General features: G+C 74.0%; 18 protein-coding genes. 10 read left to right on the top strand and 8 right to left on the bottom strand.

Annotated features, from left to right (window positions below):
• The 3 genes from BIV28_RS18585 to BIV28_RS18575 all read left to right on the top strand — a co-directional run bounded on the left by BIV28_RS18585 (window position 1) and on the right by BIV28_RS18575 (window position 4,434).
• A complete protein-coding gene (locus BIV28_RS18585; protein WP_076264019.1) occupies window positions 1–1,854 on the top strand; it encodes an ABC transporter ATP-binding protein in 1,854 nt (617 codons plus the stop codon).
• A gap of 122 nt (window positions 1,855–1,976) precedes the next feature.
• Window positions 1,977–2,993 carry a LacI family DNA-binding transcriptional regulator gene (locus tag BIV28_RS18580; protein WP_242653136.1) on the top strand — a complete coding sequence of 339 codons (1,017 nt, stop codon included), beginning with the start codon at window positions 1,977–1,979 and terminating at the stop codon, window positions 2,991–2,993.
• A gap of 145 nt (window positions 2,994–3,138) precedes the next feature.
• Window positions 3,139–4,434: a glucoamylase family protein gene (locus BIV28_RS18575; protein ID WP_083707505.1), complete on the top strand. Its 1,296-nt coding sequence runs from the start codon at window positions 3,139–3,141 to the stop codon at window positions 4,432–4,434.
• A gap of 4 nt (window positions 4,435–4,438) precedes the next feature.
• Here BIV28_RS18575 and BIV28_RS18570 read toward each other — a convergent pair whose 3' ends face one another.
• Window positions 4,439–5,356: an SDR family oxidoreductase gene (locus tag BIV28_RS18570; protein WP_076264017.1), complete on the bottom strand. Its 918-nt coding sequence runs from the start codon at window positions 5,354–5,356 to the stop codon at window positions 4,439–4,441.
• A 225-nt stretch (window positions 5,357–5,581) separates the two neighbouring features.
• Here BIV28_RS18570 and BIV28_RS18565 point away from each other — a divergent pair, with 225 nt between their 5' ends.
• A complete protein-coding gene (locus tag BIV28_RS18565; RefSeq protein ID WP_076264016.1) occupies window positions 5,582–6,058 on the top strand; it encodes a hypothetical protein in 477 nt (158 codons plus the stop codon).
• A gap of 27 nt (window positions 6,059–6,085) precedes the next feature.
• On the opposite strand, the gene BIV28_RS18560 is transcribed toward BIV28_RS18565, so the two are convergent.
• Window positions 6,086–6,784, bottom strand: a complete 699-nt coding sequence (locus BIV28_RS18560; protein WP_076264015.1) for a GH25 family lysozyme — start codon at window positions 6,782–6,784, stop codon at window positions 6,086–6,088.
• A 223-nt stretch (window positions 6,785–7,007) separates the two neighbouring features.
• Between BIV28_RS18560 and BIV28_RS18555 the strand changes: the two genes are divergently transcribed.
• From BIV28_RS18555 to BIV28_RS18540, 4 genes are all read left to right on the top strand, one after another.
• Entirely contained in the window at window positions 7,008–8,327 is a 1,320-nt protein-coding gene (locus BIV28_RS18555) for an ABC transporter substrate-binding protein (protein WP_076264014.1), read from the top strand.
• Between the two features lie 71 nt (window positions 8,328–8,398).
• Window positions 8,399–9,304, top strand: coding sequence for a carbohydrate ABC transporter permease (locus tag BIV28_RS18550; protein WP_076264013.1), 906 nt, complete (start codon window positions 8,399–8,401; stop codon window positions 9,302–9,304).
• On the top strand, window positions 9,304–10,155 hold the full coding sequence (locus BIV28_RS18545; RefSeq protein ID WP_076264012.1) for a carbohydrate ABC transporter permease: 852 nt from the start codon (window positions 9,304–9,306) through the stop codon (window positions 10,153–10,155). Before BIV28_RS18550 ends, BIV28_RS18545 begins: the two co-directional genes overlap by 1 nt.
• A 101-nt stretch (window positions 10,156–10,256) precedes the next feature.
• Window positions 10,257–11,150: a hypothetical protein gene (locus BIV28_RS18540; protein WP_076264011.1), complete on the top strand. Its 894-nt coding sequence runs from the start codon at window positions 10,257–10,259 to the stop codon at window positions 11,148–11,150.
• Between the two features lie 105 nt (window positions 11,151–11,255).
• Here BIV28_RS18540 and BIV28_RS18535 read toward each other — a convergent pair whose 3' ends face one another.
• From BIV28_RS18535 to BIV28_RS18510, 6 genes are all read right to left on the bottom strand, one after another.
• The gene (locus BIV28_RS18535) at window positions 11,256–11,996 is read right to left on the bottom strand and encodes a GTP cyclohydrolase II (protein ID WP_242653135.1); all 741 of its coding nucleotides are present in this window, start codon (window positions 11,994–11,996) and stop codon (window positions 11,256–11,258) included.
• Complete coding sequence (locus tag BIV28_RS18530) at window positions 11,993–12,751, bottom strand: RibD family protein (protein WP_242653134.1); 759 nt, start codon at window positions 12,749–12,751, stop codon at window positions 11,993–11,995. Before BIV28_RS18530 ends, BIV28_RS18535 begins: the two co-directional genes overlap by 4 nt.
• Before the next feature lie 97 nt (window positions 12,752–12,848).
• Window positions 12,849–13,853: a lysylphosphatidylglycerol synthase domain-containing protein gene (locus BIV28_RS18525; RefSeq protein ID WP_076264010.1), complete on the bottom strand. Its 1,005-nt coding sequence runs from the start codon at window positions 13,851–13,853 to the stop codon at window positions 12,849–12,851.
• Window positions 13,854–14,017: 164 nt separating this feature from the next.
• Window positions 14,018–15,061, bottom strand: a complete 1,044-nt coding sequence (locus BIV28_RS18520) for a glycosyltransferase family 4 protein (protein WP_242653133.1) — start codon at window positions 15,059–15,061, stop codon at window positions 14,018–14,020.
• A 10-nt stretch (window positions 15,062–15,071) separates the two neighbouring features.
• Window positions 15,072–15,467: a 6-pyruvoyl trahydropterin synthase family protein gene (locus BIV28_RS18515; protein WP_076264008.1), complete on the bottom strand. Its 396-nt coding sequence runs from the start codon at window positions 15,465–15,467 to the stop codon at window positions 15,072–15,074.
• Window positions 15,468–15,469: 2 nt separating this feature from the next.
• A complete protein-coding gene (locus tag BIV28_RS18510) occupies window positions 15,470–16,495 on the bottom strand; it encodes a zinc-dependent alcohol dehydrogenase (protein ID WP_076264007.1) in 1,026 nt (341 codons plus the stop codon).
• Between the two features lie 155 nt (window positions 16,496–16,650).
• Between BIV28_RS18510 and BIV28_RS18505 the strand changes: the two genes are divergently transcribed.
• Together BIV28_RS18505 and BIV28_RS18500 are read left to right on the top strand one after the other, a co-directional pair.
• Complete coding sequence (locus BIV28_RS18505) at window positions 16,651–17,493, top strand: CDP-alcohol phosphatidyltransferase family protein (protein ID WP_076264006.1); 843 nt, start codon at window positions 16,651–16,653, stop codon at window positions 17,491–17,493.
• Window positions 17,490–19,157, top strand: coding sequence for an alkaline phosphatase family protein (locus tag BIV28_RS18500; RefSeq protein ID WP_242653132.1), 1,668 nt, complete (start codon window positions 17,490–17,492; stop codon window positions 19,155–19,157). The genes BIV28_RS18505 and BIV28_RS18500 overlap by 4 nt, the downstream gene beginning before the upstream one ends.
• Window positions 19,158–19,232: the final 75 nt, after the last annotated feature.

Here is a 19,232-nt window from a genome sequence, read left to right as displayed (position 1 = left end):
ATGGCCCTGCTCGACGTGTTGGACCTGTCGGTCCGCTACGAACCCAAGGCGCACCGCGCCCTCGACGCTGTCCAGGACGTGTCGTTCAGCATCGAACCGGGCGAGTTCGTCGGCCTCATCGGCGAATCCGGCTCCGGCAAGACGACGCTCGGCACCGCCGTGCTGCGCCTGCTCCAGCGGCCCGGGCGCATCAGCGGCGGCAGCATCACCTTCGACGGCACCGACATCACGAGCCTGCCCGAGGACGAGCTGCGCTCGCTGCGCTGGCGCGACATCTCGACCGTCTTCCAGAGCAGCATGAACTCGCTCAACCCCGTGACCCGCGTCGAGGCGCAGTTCCGCGACGTCATCGAGCAGCACTCGAAGCTGCGCGGCGAGGCCGTGACGCGCCGCATCCGCGAGCTCTTCGACATGGTCATCATCGACCACAAGTTCATCGGCGCCTACCCGCACGAGCTGTCCGGCGGCATGCGCCAGCGCGTCAACCTCGCCCTGGCGCTCGCCCTCGAGCCGAAGTTCATCCTCCTCGACGAGCCGACCACCGGCCTCGACGTCGTCGTGCAGCACTCGATCCTCGAGAACGTGCGGCGGTTGCAGGCCGAGCAGGGCTTCGCGGTGCTCTTCATCAGCCACGACATCGGCACCGTCCTCGACCTGTCCGACCGGATCCTCGTCATGTACGGCGGCCGGATCGTCGAGGAGCAGACCGCGGCCGGGCTGCTGGCCGAGCCGCTGCACCCGTACTCCAAGGGCCTGCTCGGCTCGTACGGCGACCCCCGCGCCGAGGAGGTCCGGATCACCTACGTGCCGGGCCGCCCGCCGGACCTGTCGCTGCCCATCGCCGGCTGCAGCTTCGCGCCCCGCTGCCCCGAGCGCATCGAGCGGTGCACGAGCGTCGAGCCCGAGCTCGCGCCGCTGGCCGGCGGTCGCGCCGCCTGCCACGTGGCCCGGCTGCAGCGCACCGACGACGGGGCGCGCGAGTTCGGCGAGCCCACCCGCCACTTCGAGGGGCCGCAGTTCGTCAAGACGGCCACCGAGTCGGCCGCGGCCACCCGCGGCGAGCCGATCCTCACCGTCGAGAACGTGTCGAAGGTGTTCAGCCGCCGCCGCGGCCTCACCGTCACCAAGGTCGAGGCCGTCACCGACGCGTCGTTCACGCTGCGCAAGGGCGAGGTGACCGCCCTGGTCGGCCAGAGCGGCAGCGGCAAGTCGACGCTGGCCCGGATGATCACCGGCGTCGACAGCCCGACGTCGGGGCGGATCGTCTTCCACGGCCCGCGCGGCGACGAGGAGGTCGCCGGGTTCCGCGGACGCGGCCTGCGCGACTACTGCAGCCACGTGCAGATGGTCTTCCAGGATCCGTACAGCTCGATCAACCCGGCCAAGCGGCTCGGCTACATCCTGTCCCGCCCCCTGGCGAACTACCACGGGCTCAAGGGAACCGAGCTGCGTGGCCGCGTCCACGAGCTGCTCGAGAAGGTCGCGCTCACCCCGGCCGACCGGTTCGTCAACCGCTTCGGCTACGAGCTGTCCGGCGGCCAGCGCCAGCGCGTCGTCATCGCCAAGGCGCTCGCGGTGCAGCCGGAGATCATCGTGGCCGACGAGCCGATCAGCAGCCTCGACGTGTCGATCCGCGCCGAGATCCTCGAGCTGCTCCACGACCTCGTGCAGGACAGCGACGTCGGCATCCTCTACATCACGCACGACCTGCTCAGCGCCCGGATGCTCGCCGACGAGGTCATCGTGCTCAACCAGGGCCGCGTCGTCGAGCAGGGCCAGACCCTCAAGGTGATCCGTGACCCGAGCGACGCCTACACGCGCAAGCTCATCGACGCCATCCCCAACCCCTTCTGAGCCGAGCACCGGCCGGGCCGGGCGCCACCGCGCGCCCGGCTTGTCCGGTCGGCTGACGCCGTGCACAGTTGTCCCGGGACGAAAGGGCCTCGGTGACGACAGACAGCGACGACGCTCGCCCGGTGACGATCTACACCGTGGCCGAGCGTGCCGGCGTGTCCATCGCCACCGTCTCGCGGGTGCTCAGCGGGTCGACGCCGGCCTCGGCCCGCACCCGGCAGCGGGTGCTGCGCGCGGTCGAGGAGCTCGAGTACGTGCCGTTGCGTGCCGGCCGCCCCGTCGACGTGCCCCAGCACGAGACGCACGGCCTGATCCTGCCCGGCCTGCGCGGGCCCTACTACTCCGAGCTGCTCTCCGGCTTCGAGTCGACGGCGGCGGCCGACCACCAGTCCACGGTCGTGCTCGTCTGCGACGCGTCGAAGGACGTCGAGGCGGCGGTGCGCCGGATGCTGGCCCGGGTCGACGGGATCGTCATCGCCAACGACACGATCTCCGACGCGGCGGTCCGCCAGATCGTCCGCTCGACGCCGACGGTGCTCGTCGCGCGCGACGCCATCGAGGGTGCCGACGCCGTGCAGGTGGAGAACTTCATCAGCTCGGCCGAGCTGACGCGTCACGTGCTCGACCACGGACGCCGACGCCTCGTCTTCGTCGGCGACACCGCCACGTCGCACGACGTGTCGGAGCGCTACCGCGGTTTCCAGCACGCGCTCGCCCGCAAGCAGGGCGAGGAGGTGGCCCCGCCGATCGACGTGCCGTACGAGGAGCAGTCGGGACGGGCCGTCATGGAGGGGCTGCGGGCGATCGAGGCGTCGGAGGGCCCGGTCGACGGGCTCGTCTGCGCCAACGACGAGCTCGCGCTCGCGACGATGGTGCTGCTGGCCCGCGAAGGACGCGTCGTCGGCCAGGACCTCGCGGTGGTCGGCTTCGACGACATCATGACCTCGCGCTACCTCGCCCCCGGCCTCACCACGGTGCAGCAGCCCATGCGCGAGCTCGGGCGCTGGGCCGCGATCCGCCTCCACGAGCGCATCGGCGGCCGCACCACCGACGTGCACCCCCAGGTGCTGCCGACCCGCCTCGTCGTGCGCGGCTCGTGCGGCTGCGACTGGGACCAGGCGTCCGTCGCCGGCGCCTGACCCCACCCCCTCCTCGAGGAACTGCCCACTCGACCGAGGGGCTCGCCCCCTCTCCTCAGTCGAGTGGCCACCTTCTCGCGAATCCTCTTCCGTCGAGTGGGCACTTTCTCACGACCTCCTCCTCGTCTCTCCCAAGGACCCCTGCATGCCTGACACCGACCTGCTGACCCGCTGGGCCACCGACACGTGGCGCTCGTTCGAGGCCATGACCGACCCCGACAGCGGCCTGCCCACCGACAGCATCGCCACATCGCTGGACCCCGCCACCCGAAGCGGCTACACCTCGCCGACGAACATCGGCGGCCTGCTGTGGTGCACCGTGGCCGCCCGCGACCTCGGCCTGCTCCCGGCCGCCGACGCCCGCGACCGCCTGCGCCGCCTCCTCGCGACCCTCGCCGGGATGGAGGTGCACGACGAGTCCGGGATGTTCTTCAACTGGTACGACGACCGCACCGGCGCGCTGCTGCACTGGATGCCCGACGGCGGCACCATCCACCCGTTCCTGTCGAGCGTCGACAACGGCTGGCTCGCGGCCGGCCTCATGGTGGCGGCGGCCGCCGAGCCCGACGTGGCCACCGAGGCGCACCGGGTGCTCGACCGGATGCACTTCGGCGCCTTCCACGACGCCGCGGCCGGAGGCTCTGACGGCGGCCCGCGTGGCCGGCTGCGCGGCGGCTTCTGGGTGGCCGACCCCGGCCAGGACACGGTGAGCGAGGCCTACGTCGAGGGCCACGCGCCGGTGCTGCACACCCCGCACCACTACGACCTGCTCGACTCCGAGCCGCGCATCGCCAGCTACGTCGGCATCGCCCACGGCCAGATCCCGCCCGAGCACTACGCCTCCCTCGACACCCCGGTGCGCCACTACCGCGGCCGCGACGTCGTGCCGACCTACGGCGGCTCGATGTTCGAGGCGCTCATGCCGACGATCTTCGTGCCCGAGGCGGCCTGGGCGCCGGCCACCTGGGGCGTCAACGAGGCCCGCACCGTGGCCCTCCAGCGCGAGTACGCCCTCGACGAGAAGGTTTACGGCTACTGGGGATTCAGCCCGTGCGGCAAACCGGGCGAGGGCTACGGCGTCTTCGGCGTGCCGCCCATCGCGTGGGTCGAGGGCGGCTACCCGAGCGAGGAGGACGGCGAGGTCGTCGTCACGCCGCACGCGTCCGCCATGGCGCTCATGGTCGAGCCCGACGCCGCGGCCGACAACCTCGCGCGGCTCGAGCGCGACCTCGGGGCGTACGGCCCGGGCGGGTTCGTCGACGCCGTGGACGTGCGCACGGGCCGCGGCGCCGGCCGGTACCTCTCGCTCGACCAGTCGATGGTGCTCGGCTCGCTCGCCAACGTGCTCGCCGACGACTGCCTGCGCCGCTGGTTCTGCACGCCGGACGTCGAGGCCGTGCTGCGCCCCGTCGTCGAGGCGCGGCAGATGCCGATCGCCTGACGCGTCAGTCGGGCAGCGTCGTGCCGGTGAGCTTCTCGGCCACGGCCCACAGCGACGCGGCCAGCTCGGGCTTGCGGGCCGAGCGCGGCTGGGGCACGAGCGTCGCCGGACCGGCCAGCCCGAAGCGTCCGCCCGGGCCGTAGAACGCGCCCTGGATGGCGGTCGGGTCGGCGATGGCGCGCAGGAGCGGCTCGGTGCCCTGCTCGACCTCCTGGACCGGCAGCACCGACAGGCGGGTGTAGAGCGGCGGCTTGGCACCCTCGCGCCCGAGGCTCGCACCGGCGACCTGCAGGTTGGTCCGCGTGTAGCCGGGGTGGGCGAGGGTGCTGAGCAGGGGCCAGTCGCGCTCGGTGGCGACCCGCGCCAGGTACAGGCCGAGGAGGCTGTCGGCGAGCTTGGACTGGGCGTAGGCGCGCCACGGGCTGAAGCGGCGCGAGGTCCACTGCAGGTCGGCGAAGTCGATGGTGCCGACCGCTGCGACGCCGCTCGTCATCGTCGCCACACGCGGGCGCTCGCCCTTCAGCACGAGCGGCAGCAGCAGGTTGGTCAGCGCGAACGGGCCGAGGAAGTTCGTGCCCATCTGCAGCTCGAAGCCGTCGACGGTCTCGAACCGCTTCGGCGGCGCCATGACCCCGGCGTTGTTGACGAGCACGTCGACCGGCCGGCCCTCCTCGAGCAGGAGGCCCGCGAAGGCCCGCACCGACGCGAGGTCGGCGAGGTCGAGCCGGCGCACCGTCACCGACGCGTCGGGGGTGGCCGCGAGGATCTCCGCGCGCGCCGCGTCGCCCTTGTCGGTGGAGCGCACCGCCATGACCACGTCGGCGCCGGCCGCGGCGAGCCGGCGGGCCGCCTCCTTGCCGGTGCCGCTGTTGCTGCCGGTGACGACGACGTGACGGCCGGTGAGGTCGGGGAGCTGGTCCATGCGCGGTGCCTCTCTGAGGGTTGCTGCCCGGGTGGGGTCGGCGTGGGCGGGCTGGGGCCGATCCTCCCTGACAACGCACGGGCCCGCCGGCGGATGCCCGGGGACGCCCGTGGATACCCCGGGGAGGCCCGCGTCGGTCGTCGCGGGCATCGCCCCCTTGCCGGGCGGTCGTACGCTGGACGGGTCACCGGTCAGGGCTTCGCGCGGGCAGGAGGAGGTGGCGCCGTGGGCCGCTGGCAGGACGAGTGGTCGGCCGCCGAGTGGGTGACGCTGCGCCTCGCGCCGGTCTGGGTGCTCAGCGCACTGGCCGGCCGGGTCCGGTTCGACGAGGACGAGCGCGGCGCGTTCTGGGACGCCGCCACCTCGGCCGCCCTGCGCAGCGAGGGCCCCGGGCGGGAGGTGCTGGCCGGGGCGGCTGCCGAGCGGACGTGGCTCTTCGACGAGTTCGAGCTCGACGGGCGCAGCGTCGTGTCGGGGATGCTCGCCGTGACGCGGCTGCTCGAGCGGATGGACGCCGCCACCCGTGACGACGTGCGCCGCACCGTCCTGCGCATCGGCGAGGGTGTGGCCCTGGCCCGCGGGCCGTTCGGGCGACGCATCCTGCCCGAGGACGAACAGACCCTGATCCTCCTCGGCGAGCTGCTCCGCACCGCCGCCGAGACCGCGGCCGACAACCCGCTCGACTCCCCGGCCGCCATCTGAGGCCGACCGCCGAGGGCCGGAGAGCGCCTACCTCGCGTGGTCGAGGCGGGCCACGTCGAGGTCGACCGGCCCGTGGACCCCGTCGACCGACGCGTCGTTGTGCACCTGCCACCACGCCCACGCCCCCTCAGGGCGCAACCCGAGGCGGCGGACCCAGCGGTCGCGCTCGAGCGAGGCCGGCAGGGGGTAGCGGCTCGCGTAGTCGTCGACGACGTAGAGGAGCACCCGCCGTCCCGTCGCCGCCTCGACCCGTGACACGAAGTCGACGAGCCGCGCGTCGACGACCGCGGCAGCCGGGCGCGCGCTGCAGTTGCCACCGAGCTCGAGGTCGACGACGGGGGGCAGGACGCGTCCGGCGTCGGTGCCGTGCACCTGCCGGAGGCGCGCCAGGAAGTTGGCGGCCTGCTCGTCGCCGCCGCGGCACAGGGTGAAGAAGTGGTACGCGCCCACCCGGAGGCCGGCCGCCGACGCGCCGCGCCAGTTGGCGACGAACGTGCTGTCGACGTACGTGCCACCCTCGCTGGCCTTGACGTAGGCGGCGGCCACGCCGTCGGCCGCGACGGCGCGCCAGTCGATGTCCCCCTGGTGCGAGGACACGTCGACGCCGTAGACCTCGCCGTCCTCCAGGACGGGCCGGTAGTGCGGCCAGGCCGCGTAGGCCAGGGCGCCCCCGCCGACGACGAGCACGACGAGGACCGCGAGCAGCTTGACGCATCGACGGCGCACGGCAGGGATCGTGCCACAGCGAGGCGCGCTCGGCCTGTGAGCCTCGTGCCGGGTTGGGGCGTCGGGGTGCTCATCCGGGGCGGCCGCCCGGGTCGCGAATCGCCCACGCCCACAACGCCGACGGCCCGGGTGGACGCATACGATCGAGCGCGGACGGGTATCTGTTCCGCAGGGCCCGGCCGACACTCGGTGCCCGTGCCACGGGCAGGAAGGACCCAGGGGAATGACGGACCAGCAGACCCAGCTCACCCAGCTCTCCGGCGCGTTCAGCCGCCGGACCCTCCTCGGCCTCGGTGGGGCGGCGGTCCTCACGGGCGCCCTCGCCGCGTGCGGCAGCAACACCGGCCGCGAGCCCGCGGCGTCCGGCGGGGCCACCGGGGGCGGAGGCGGTGGCGCGTCGATCCAGCAGTGGTACCACCAGTACGGCGAGGCCGGCACGCAGCAGGCCGTCGAGAAGTACGCCGCCGCGTACAAGGACGCCACGGTCAAGGTCAGCTGGAAGCCCGGCGACTACGACCAGTCCACCGCCGCGTCGCTGCTGACCGACGCCGGCCCCGACGTGTTCGAGTACGGCAACGGCCCGACGATCGACATGATCAAGGGCAACCAGGTCGTCGACCTCACCGACCTGCTCGGCGATGCCAAGAGCGACTTCAACCCCGGCATCCTCAAGCGGATGACCTACCAGGACAAGGTCTGGGCCATCCCGCAGGTCGTCGACATGCAGCTGCTCGTCTACCGCAAGTCGCTGCTCGACAAGGCCGGCATCCAGCCTCCGCAGACGATCGACGAGCTCATCGCCGCCGCCAAGAAGCTGACCCAGGGCAACGTCAAGGGCCTCTTCCTCGGCAACGACGGCGGCGCCGGCCTCATGGGCGGCCCGATGCTGTGGTCGGCCGGCCTCGACTACCTCACCGAGAACAACGAGTTCGGCTTCGACGACCCCCGGGCCGCCACCGCGCTCGGCAAGCTGCGCGAGATGTGGGACGCCAAGGTGCTGCTGCTCGGCGCCCCGAAGGACTGGTTCGACGCGTCGGCGCTGACCTCCGGCCTCACGGCGATGCAGTTCACCGGCCTCTGGACCTTCCCCGACATCAAGAAGGGCCTCGGCGACGACTTCGGCGTCATGGCCTGGCCGGCCCTCGACGGCAGCGGCAAGGCGTCGGTGCCGGTCGGCGCGTACGGCTCGTGCGTCAGCGCCAAGGCCAAGGACGTCGACGCCGCGAAGAAGTTCGCCAAGTGGCTCTGGGTCGACCAGACCGCCGACCAGCTCGACTTCGCCACCGCGTACGGCTTCCACATCCCCTCGCGCACCAGCCTCATCAGCCAGGCCTCGACCCTCAAGGAGGGGCAGGCCGCCGAGGCCGCCAAGCTCGCCACCGACGTCGGCCACGCGCAGAGCCCGCTGCTGTGGACGCCAAAGTGCGCCACGGCCTTCGGCGACGCGATGAACCGCATCGTCAAGGAGGGCGCGGACCCGGCCGGCGAGATCGCCAAGGTCAAGGCCGTCGCCGACCCCGAGCTCAAGCGGGTGCTCGCCTGAGCGCGCCGGCCACCACCCGGCCGGACGCGTCGGTCTCCGCACCGACGCGTCCGCCCCGGCCTCCGCTCGGTGTGCGGCTGCGGGGCTACCAGAACCGCAACGTGTGGTTCTGGCTCTTCGTCGGGCCGTTTGTCATCGGGCTCGTCGTCTTCGTCTACGTGCCGATCGCCTGGTCGATCTACCTGTCGTTCTTCGACTCGTACAACACCGTGACCCCGACGCAGTTCGTCGGCGTCGGCAACTACCTCGACATGCTGCGCGACCCGGCCTTCCGCAGCAGCCTGGTCACCTTCGTGCTCTTCGCGCTCTTCATCGTGCCGACGACGTTCGCGCTGTCGCTCGGCGCGGCGCTGCTCGTGGCGCGCACGCGCGTCATGCAGGCGTTCTTCCGCTCGGTGTTCTTCCTGCCGACGGCCTGCTCGTACGTCGTCGCGGCCCTCGTGTGGAAGATGTCGATCTTCAGCGGCATCCGCTCCGGCCTGGCCAACGCGGTGCTCGGCTGGTTCGGCGTCGACTCGATCCCGTGGCTCAGCCTCGCCGACCCGCCCTGGTACTGGCTCGTCATCGTCACGGCCCGGCTCTGGCTGCAGATCGGCTTCTACATGATCCTGTTCCTCGCCGGCATCCAGCGGATCAGCCCGACGCTCTACGAGGCGGCCGCCATCGACGGCGCCGAGGGCTGGAAGGTGTTCCGGCACATCACGCTGCCGCAGCTGCGGGCCACGTCGACGGCGGTGCTGATGCTCCTGCTCGTCAACGCGTTCCAGGCCTTCGACGAGTTCTACAACATCCTGTCGACGTTCGGCACCTACCCGCCCTACGCCCGACCGCCGCTCGTCTACCTCTACTACACGGCCCTCGGCTCCGGTCAGGACTTCGGGCACGGCTCGGCCGGCGCCGTCATCCTGACGCTCATCATCGCGATCGTCGCCGTCGTGCAGGGGCGGCTGCTCCGCATCGGGGAGAGGGACGCCTGATGGCCATCGTCCGCAGCAAGCGCCAGTCCCGCACCGCCGGGTGGGCCCGTTACAGCGCGCTCGTCGTGGCGGCGCTGCTGTTCCTCGTGCCGTTCTACCTCATCGTCCGCAGCGCCTTCATGCGCGAGCAGGACCTCTCCTCGCCCGACTTCCACTGGCTGCCGCCGACGTGGAACACCGCGAACCTCACCGACCTGTTCGCCAACCCGGCGATCCCGATGGCCCGCTCGCTGCTCAACTCCGGGCTCATCGCCGTGACCCAGACGATCGGCGTGCTGGTGGTCTCGGGCCTGGCCGGCTACGGCCTGGCCCGCATCCCGTACCGCCGCTCCAACGCGGTGTTCTACGCGATCACCGCGACGCTGCTCATCCCCGCGGCTGTCACCTTCGTGCCGAGCTTCGTGCTCGTGTCGACGCTCGGCTGGATCTCGACGCTGCGCGGCCTCATCATCCCGGGGCTCTTCCAGGCGCTCGCGACGTTCCTGTTCCGGCAGTTCTTCCTCAACTTCCCCAAGGAGATCGAGGAGGCCGCGTTCATCGACGGGCTCTCGTACTGGGGCACCTTCTGGCGCATCGTCGTGCCGAACTCGATGGGCTTCGTCGCCGCGATCGGCACCATCACCTTCATCGGCTCGTGGAACGCGTTCCTGTGGCCGCTCGTCATCGGCCGCGACCAGGAGTCGTGGACGGTGCAGATCGCGCTGTCGACGTTCCTCACGGCGCAGTCGGTGCAGGTGAGCCAGCTGTTCATGGCGGCTCTCGTCGCGATCCTGCCGCTGCTGCTCATGTTCCTGTTCCTGCAGCGCTGGATCGTCGAGGGCGTCGAGCGCACCGGCATCGCCGGCGACTGAGCACCCCGACTGAGCACGGCGACTCACCCGCGCCGCCCCCGACTGCGCGACAGTGACCTCACCCGCGCGAGCGCGCGGACCGACACGCACAGGGGGAATCGATGGGTGAGGCCTGGCTCTACGCCGTCATCACCACCGCGGTCGCCGCGGTCATGGCCGCGGCGACGTGGCGTCCGCGGCCCGGACAGGCCGCAGCGCTGCTCATCGGTCCGGTCCTCTCCGTGGCTGCCGTGGTGGGTGCCGTGTCGGGCGGGCTCGGCCTCCTGGCCCTGCTCGTCGTGCCCTTCGCGTACCTGCTCGTGGCGGCCGCGCTGCCGTGGCAGCGGCTGTGGGCGCAGTGGGCGGTTCCGGCCACCGTCATGGTCGGGTGCCTGGCGCTCGCGGCGTCCGGTGGGCGGGGCCTGACGATGCTGCTCGTGCTGGCCATCCCGTTCACCAGTGCGGCGGTGGGCCTGGCCCGGCTGCGTCATGACCGACGCGCCGAGCCGGCCCCCGGGGACGGTGGGCTCGATGGGGTCGGTGGGGTCGGTGGCGATGGCGTCACCGCGGGGACGGCGCACGTGCAGCCGGCGTACCACGAGCCGTCCGCGTCGGAGCGGCTGCTCGCACCGGTGGTCGTCGCCGCGACCGCTCTGCAGGGAGTCGCCGGCCTCGCGCTGGTCGGGTACGCCGGATGGGGCTACCTCCTCGAGAAGCGGCACCCGTCGACCGGTCCCTGGGCCGGCGCGGCCTACGTCATCCTGGGCGGCTTGGCCGTCCTGGGCCTGGCGCTCGCAGCGGGGTTCTTCGCCCTGGCTGTGGCACTCCGGCGCCGGTACCCGGACTTCCGGCGCATCTTCGTCGTCGTGCAGCTGGTGAGCGTGGCGCTGCTGGTGGGCAACGCGGGGCACCCGTGGACCGTGCCCGGCATCGCGTGGGGCCTCGGCACCGCGGCACTGGCCCTGGTCGGCCGAGACCGGCGGGCGACCGCGCCACCGGGCCTCACCGCCGGCTGACGCGTCGGGTGGCATCCGGTTCGAGGTATCTGCGCGCGCCCTGGCCCGCGCGAATACCTCGAACCGGTGAGGAGGTGCCGCGACGTCGCTTGGGCGTCGGGGCGGCTAGGGCGTCGCGTCGGGCAGGCGCAGCGTGTGGGCCCCGCGGGTGGCCTTCGTCGACAGGTACTGGGCGTTCGCGGGCGACACGTGGACCCCGGTCGGCTCCTGGCGCGTGACCTCGATGCCGAGCCGTTCGAGCTGGGCGGGCTTGTCGGGGTTGTTCGTCAGCACCCGGACCCGCGGCAGGTCGAGGGCCAGGAGCATCTGCGCGGCGACGGTGTAGTCGCGCTCGTCGGCGCCGAATCCGAGCGCGACGTTGGCCTGGTAGGTGTCGAGCCCGGAGTCCTGCAGCACGTACGCGTCGAGCTTCGGGTAGAGGCCGATGCCCCGGCCCTCCTGGCGCAGGTAGAGCAGGTAGCCGCCCTCGGCCGTGAGCCGGCGGACGGCCTCGTGCAGCTGCGGGCCGCAGTCGCAGCGCTGGCTGCCGAAGACGTCGCCGGTCAGGCACTCGCTGTGCAACCGGACCAGCGGCGGGGCCTCGGGGGCGTGCGGGCGGCGGCCGGAGCGCGTCGGGTCGGCGCGGTCGCCGAGGCCGAGGGCGACGTGCTCGAGCCCGTCGACGAGACCGGTGAAGGAGTGCGCCAGCGCGATGGTCTCGAACCCGTCGGCCAGTGCGATCGGCACGCGCACGGCGGCACGGACCGACGCCGGTGGCGGCGAGCCCACGGCGGGACGGATCGGCGTGACCCCGCCGGTGGGCAGGCCCCCGGCGGGGCGGTGCGAGCGGGCCATGGGCTGGGTCATGCGGTCACCGTCGGATCCTCGAAGCGGGGCGAGAGGGCGTAGCGCAGCAGCACGACGTCGCCGATCTGGCGCACCTCGGCCAGGCGGGCGCGTCGCTGCTCGTTGAAGGGGAACGCGGCGTCGCCGACGAACCGGGTGGCGCGAGAGCTGCCGACGAAGAACGGTGCGACGACGAGCTGCAGCTCGTCGGCGAGGTCGGCGGCGAGCACCTGAGTGTGGACGGCGCCGCCGCCCTCGACCATGAGCCGGCCGACGCCACGCGCGGCGAGGTCGGTCCAGACGCCTCGGAGGTCGCAGGGGTGGCCGGCGTCGACGACGGTGGCCCGGTCGCCGACCCGGTGGCGGGCGGCCTCGAGCGCCGGGGACGCGCAGTAGACGAGCTTCTCGGCGTCGTCGGCGGCGAAGAACCGGGCGTCCGGGTCGAGGTCGGCCCGCCGCGTCAGCGTCACCTTCGTGGGCGAGGCCGGCAGACCGCGGGCGACGCGCTCGGCCCGGCGGGCCGCGGACCTGACCAGCAGGCGCGGGTCGTCGTGGCGGATCGTCGCGGCACCGACGAGGATCGCGTCGGACGCGGCCCGCTCCGCGTCGACCCGGTCGAAGTCGTCGTCGTTGGACAGGAGCAGCCGCTGCGGCGTCGGGTTGTCGAGGTAGCCGTCGATCGACATCCCGCAGCTGAGCACGACGTACGGCAGCGCGACGGCGGTGTCGGACAGGTCGGACGCGTCGGGCGCCTCTGGCGTCGGGCGCTCGCGCACGCTCGTCGGGGGCGCCGGGGGCCGGTGGGTCCCGGCGGACGTCCGCGGCCCACGTGTGGTCCGGGGGCTGCGCAGCGCTGGGGTGATGTCACCGACGTCAGGCACGGGCACCACCCACGACCTCGTCGACGCGGGTGGGCGGGTCGACGCGCACCCGCCCCGTCGCGCGGTCCGGGCGACGCGCCGCGTCGCGGAGCAGCACCACGGCGCCGGGCAGCCCGGCCAGGAGCACGAGGCCGCCGTAGACGACGGCGACGACGACGCCCTGCGCGGCGCCGAGGCCGGCCACGCCGAAGGCCCACGCGGCCGCGCCCTCGCGAGGGCCCCACCCCGCGACGTTGAGGGGCAGGGCCGCCGCGAGCAGCACGACGAAGGCGACGGGCACCACCCGCGCCGGGTCGAGGGTCCCGCCGACGGCCCGCGCGGCGAGCAGGAAGGTGGCGACGTGGCCGGCGACGGCGAGGGCCGACGCGGCGAGCACCCCGGGCCAGACGCGTCGGGCGAGCAGTCCGTGGCGGACGTCGTCGACGACCGTGCGGGCCACGCCTGCGGCGCGGGACTTGCTGTCGCGCAACCGGATCCGCAGGACGACCCCGGCGACCAGGGCGAGCACGAGTGCGGCCGCGCCGAGCGTCGGGGCGTGGTCGGCCACCACGGCACGCAGGGGCGACGGCACCGCCACGAGCACGACGAGCGCGAGCACCACCTGGACGACCTGCCCGGCCGTCCGCTCCCACACGACGGCCCGCACCCCACGGCCGAGGTCGCCGGAGGAGCGGCCGTGCGAGACGGCGCGGTGCACGTCTCCGGCCACCCCGACCGGAAGGGTGACGTTGAGGAACTGCGAGCGGTACGACGCGCGGACGGCCTCGGGCAGCGACAGCTCGAGCCCGAGACCTCGGGCCACGAGCACCCAGCGCCAGGCCACGCACACCGTCGAGACCGCGGCCACGGCTTGGGCCGCCACCGCGGCGACCGCGAGGGCACGCGCGTCGACGGCGCGGAGCGCGTCGCCCACGGCCACGGGTCCGACGCGCCAGACGAGCACGGCCACGAGCGCAGCGACGCCGAGCGGGCGCAGCCACCGTCGGGTCCGAGCCATCACTGCCTCCTTCGCGCGCGGGGCCGGCGATCACGACGCTCCGACGCGCCACCACCGAGGACGACACGCGGCGCCGCCCGGTTCAGCGGCGCCGCGTCGTCCGCGCCCCGGTTTCTCCACTACCCCGACCGGACGGTCCCCAAGCGCCCGGAACCCACGATCCGTCACCCGCGCACCCGTCGGAGCACGTCGGCGACCAGTCGGACCGTCTCCGGCCACGGGGCCAGGGTGGGGCGTCGCGCCGCGGCGGCGGCCCGCAGCCGTTCGCGCAGCCCGGCGTCGGAGAGCCACGTGCGCAGCGCCCCCGCCAGCGCGGCCGGGTCGCCGGCCGGCACGAGCAGCCCGGGCAGGGTCTCGCCGGCGCCCCGCAGCGTCCGGGGCAGTCCGCCGACGTCGCTCGCGACCACCGGCAGGCCGCGGGCGAGGGCGTCGGCGGCGGCCATCCCGAACGTCTCGACGCGGGAGGGCACCACGAGCAGGTCGGCCGCGGCGTACGCGTCGCCGAGCGCGTCGGTGGTGAGCGGCCCCGCGAAGGTGGCGCGGTCCGTGACGCCGGCCCGACGCGTCCACTCCACGACCTCCGTCGCGAACGGGGCGTCGACCTCGAGCGACCCGGCCACCAGGCAGTGCCACGGCAGGCCGGTGAGGGTGGCCAGCTCGGCCAGGGCATCGGCGAGCACGTCGAGCCCCTTCACCGGGGTGACCGCACCGACGCAGAGGAACGACCCGCCGCCGGGCGTGCTGGCCGCCAGGGGTGCCGGGTCGGTGCCGGGCTCGGCGACGTGGACACGCGCGGGGTCGAGGCCGTGCACCTCGACGAGCCGGTCACGCGACCACGCGCTCGTCGTGACGACGGCCGCGGCCGCGGCGAGCACGGCGCGTTCGGGCTCGCCGCCGAGGGGGAGGTGGACGAGGACGACGAGCGGGGCGCGGCGCGCGAGCGGGACCAGCACGTCGGGGGAGCGGGAGGCCAGCAGCCCGTCGACGAGCACGGGCCAGCTCCCGTCAGCGACGTGTCCGGCCGCGTCAGCGAGGCTGCGTCGCGCCTCCGCGTCGGGCTCGGGCCACCGCCCGGTCACGAGGTGCTCGTGCACCCTCCAGCCGAACGCGGCGAGCCCGGCCAGCACCCGCCGGTCGTAGGTGTTCCCGCCGCTCGGGCGAGCCGGGTCGCGGACCGCGTCGGGGAGGACGGCGTGGAGGGTGGGCACCCTCAGCCCCTCACACCGTGCGCTCGTACGACGCCCACGCGACGTGCGACTCGTGGAGCGTCACGACGAGCCCGGTGAGCTGCCCCGGCTCGGTGCCGAGGGCGCCGGCCGCGACGCGCTCGGCGAGCCGGTCGGCGACGAGCCGCGCCAGCACCTCGGTGGAGGTGTTGCGCACGAGGTCGGGCTCGTCGTCGAGGTTGCGGTAGCTGAGCGCCCCGACGACCTCGTGGACCTGTTCGGTGGCCAGGCCGATGTCGAGCAGGATGCCGTCGGCGTCGAGCTCGGGCCCGCGGAAGGTCGCGTCGACGACGAACGTCGCGCCGTGCAGCCGCTGCGCCGGGCCGAACCGCTCGCCCTCGAAGCTGTGGGCGACCATCATGTGGTCGCGGACCGTGACCGCGAACATGCTCAGGCCTCTCCGTCGGTGGGCTTGTCGGTGGTCTGGTGGCTGTCGGGGTAGCTGATGGCGTGGCAGATGGCGCCGAGGCTGCCGTCGGCGAGCCGGGCCAGCACGTCGGGCAGCTCCTCGAACGGCGAGCTGCCGGTGACGAGCGCGTCGAAGGCGTCGTCGCGCAGCAGGTCGAGCGCCAGGGCGAGCCGCTGCGAGGTGGTGTACCGCGACCGCCGCGCCGGCGACACGACGCCGACCTGGCTCGCGCGGATGCCCAGCCGCCGCGAGTGGAAGGCCCCGCCCAGGGCCAGCTCGACGGTCTTCTCGCCGTACCAGCTGAGCTCGAGGACGGTGCCCTCCGGGCGGAGCAGGTCGAGCGCGGTCTGCAGCCCGGCCGAGGTGGCGCTCGCGTGGACGACGAGGTCGCAGTCGCCGAGGGGGAGCGCATCCGACGCAGGGTTCGCGAACCCGACACCGAGGCGTGCGGCCGTCCCGGCGCGCGCCGGGTCGACGTCGACGAGCGTGCAGTCGATGCCGGGGAACCGGCCGAGCAGCCGGGCGACGCTGCAGCCGACCATGCCCGCCCCGACGACCGCCACCCGGTCGCCGAGCAGCGGTGTGGCGTCCCACAGCGCGTTGACGGCGGTCTCGACGGTGCCGGCGAGGACGGCCCGCTGCGGCGGCACCCCGTCGGGCACGACGACGACGGCCGACGCCGGGACGACGTACGCAGTCTGGTGCGGGTGCAGGCTGAACACGGTTCGCCCACGCAGCGCGTCCGGCCCCTCCTCGACGACGCCGACCGACAGGTAGCCGTACTTGACCGGCGCCGGGAAGTCACCGTCCTGGAAGGGCGCCCGCATGGCGTCCCACTGGCTGCGAGGCACCTCGCCACGGAAGACGAGCGTCTCCGTGCCGCGGCTGACGCCGGAGTGCAGCGCGCGCACCAGCACCTCGTCGGGGCCGGGCGCACGCAGGGGCTCGGGCCGGATCTCGCCCCTGCCGGGCTCGACCAGCCAGAACGCCCTCGCGTCCGTCGCCACGGCGCCAGAGTAACCACGCCGCGCCCGGCCGGCGCCCGATGCGCGACGCGTGAACCGGGTCGGGGCGGTCGGCGTCCTTGGGTGCGATGTCAGTGCAATGCGGGTGCGATGCGGGCCGAGCGCCCGCCCGACGGGCCGGAGGTAGCGTGGGACGGATGGTTCACCGGGGCCCCGCGGTCGGGTTCGCCACCGCGACGGCACTCGTGCTCGGGCTGACGCTCGTCGCGGGCGTCGGGGCGCAAGGGGCCGCCGTCGGGTTCGCCTGTGCCGCGGTGCTGTTCGTGCTCGTCACCGTCGGCCTCGCTGCTTCCGGGCGCCGGTTGCCCGGGCCCGCCGACCGCGTCACCCTCCTGCGGGCGGTGCTGACGTGCGGCGTCGCCGCGCTGGTGACCGACGCGGCGGTGGGTCCTGCCGGTGCGGACGCGGGGACGCGGACCGCTGCGCTCGTCGTGCTCGCGTCGGTCGGACTCTCCCTCGACGCCGTCGACGGGCGCGTCGCCCGACGCACCGGCACCGTCAGCGCGTTCGGCGCCCGGTTCGACATGGAGTCCGACGCCGTCCTCATCCTCGTGCTCGCGGTCCACGTCGCCGGCGACCTCGGCCAGTGGGTGCTCGCCGTCGGGGCGGCCCGGTACCTGCTCCTCCTCGCCCAGCGGTTCGCGCCGTGGTTGCGCCGCGGGGTGCCCGCGCGGCGGTGGCGCAAGGCCGTCGCCGCCTACCAGGGCGTCGGTCTCACGGCGGCGGCCTCGGGCCTGCTCGCACCGGCGGTCGCCGTCGGCGTCGTCGGGCTGGGGCTCGCGGCGCTCGCCGTGTCGTTCGGCACCGAGGCCGCGACGCTGTGGCGCCTGCGGGGGGCCGACGGCGCGACGGAGCGCGCGCAGGAGGCGGCCGCAGGAGCGCGGGCCACCGCCGTCCCCGCACTCGCACCCGACGGCCGAGCCGTCGTCGTCACGATGTCCGGTGCCCGCGTCGTCGTCGCCCAGCGGCGGTCCGGATGACCGAGCCGGCCCCGTCGGCAGGTCGGGCGCGCCGACGCGTCGGGGTGGGTCTGCGCGTCAGGCGGGCCGGCGGCATCGCGCTCTCGGTGCTCGCCGGAGCCCTCGTGTGGGTGGCGCTCACGGCCCCCGAGGCGGCAGCCCTCACGCGACCCAGCGCGTTCCTCCGCGTGCCGGTCGAGGGGCTCGTGCTCGGGGCGCTCGTCCTGGCCGTGCCGCGCCGGACGGGTCGGTGGGTGCGCCGCTGGGTGCTGCCGCCGGTCGGGGTCCTCCTCGCGGTGCTCCTGCTCGTCCGGGCCCTCGACATCGCCTTCCGCGACGTCTTCTACCGGCCCTTCAACCTGCTCAGCGACTGGCGCTACGCGTCGTCCGGGTTCGAGCTGGCCAGCGACGCCTCGGGCCAGGTCGTGGCCGTGCTGGCGGCGGTGGGCGTCGGGCTGGCGCTCGTCGGGGTCCTCGTCGCGGTACCGCTCGCGCTGCGGCGGCTCGCTGGGGTCGGTGACCGGCACCGGACCGCGGCCCGACGCGTCCTGGTTGCCCTGACCGCCGTGTGGGTCGTCGCCGCCGTGTCCCGGGTGGCGCTCGCGCCGGGGCTGCCCGTCGCGGCGTCGAGCACCGTGGCCCTCGCCGACGCGCAGGCCCGCAAGGCCGTGCACGACGCGCAGGACCATGCGGTCTTCGCCACCGCCATCGCGACCGACCCGCTCGCCGGCGCCGACACGTCGGGGATGCTCGGCGCGCTGCGGGGCAAGGACGTCGTCGTCGTCTTCGTCGAGAGCTACGGCAAGGTCGCCCTCGGCGCTCCCGTCGTCGACCGGTCACTGTCCACCGGCACGAAGGCGCTTGCCGCGCAGGGTTATTCGGTGCGCAGCGCGTGGTTGACGTCACCGACCTTCGGCGGCTTCAGCTGGCTCGCCCACTCGAGCATCCAGTCCGGCCTGTGGGTCGACAGCCAGCAGCGCTACGACCAGCTCGTCACCACGCACCGGCTCACCCTGAGCCACGTCTTCGCCGGGGCCGGCTACCGCACCGTCGACGTCGTGCCCGCCAACCGCCACGACTGGCCCGAGGGCCGCGACTTCTACGGCTACGACAAGGTCTGGGACGCCCGCACGCTCGGCTACCGCGGCCCGGGGTTCGGCTACGCGCCGATGCCCGACCAGTACACGCTGTCGGCGCTCGACCGCCTCGAGCTCGCGCCGTCGCCGCGTCCGCCGGTCTTCGCCGAGGTCGACCTCGTCACGAGCCACATCCCGTGGGCGCCCCTGCCGCGACTCGTCGACTGGCCGAGCCTCGGCGACGGCTCGGTCTTCCGGGCCCAGGTCGGTCGGGCCACCCCGCGCGAGGTCGTGTGGCGCACCGACGCCGGGGTGCGCGACGCCTACGCGCAGACCGTCGCCTACTCCCTCGACAGCGTCGTGTCGTGGCTGTCGCACACCCGCGACCGCAACCTCGTCGTGCTCGTCCTCGGCGACCACCAGCCCGCCAGCGTCGTGTCCGGCGACAACGCGTCGCACGACGTGCCGGTCGCCCTGCTGACCCGCGACGCGACCGTCGGCAGCCGCGTCGACGCGTGGGGCTGGCACGACGGCCTGCGCCCCGACGCCGCCGCTCCCGTGTGGCCGATGAGCGCCGTCCGCGACCGCATCCTCGGCTCCTTCCGCTGAACCGACCCGGCCGATCAGGCGTCGTCACAGGTGTCCACCGAACAGCGGGCCGCGCGCCTCACGACCGGCTGTGAC

The organism is Intrasporangium flavum (assembly GCF_001956915.1).
In the GTDB taxonomy this organism is placed as follows: Bacteria; Actinomycetota; Actinomycetes; order Actinomycetales; family Dermatophilaceae; genus Monashia; species Monashia flava.
The sequence above is the reverse complement of the archived record's forward strand: the minus strand, read 5'-3'. Positions and strand labels throughout refer to the sequence as shown.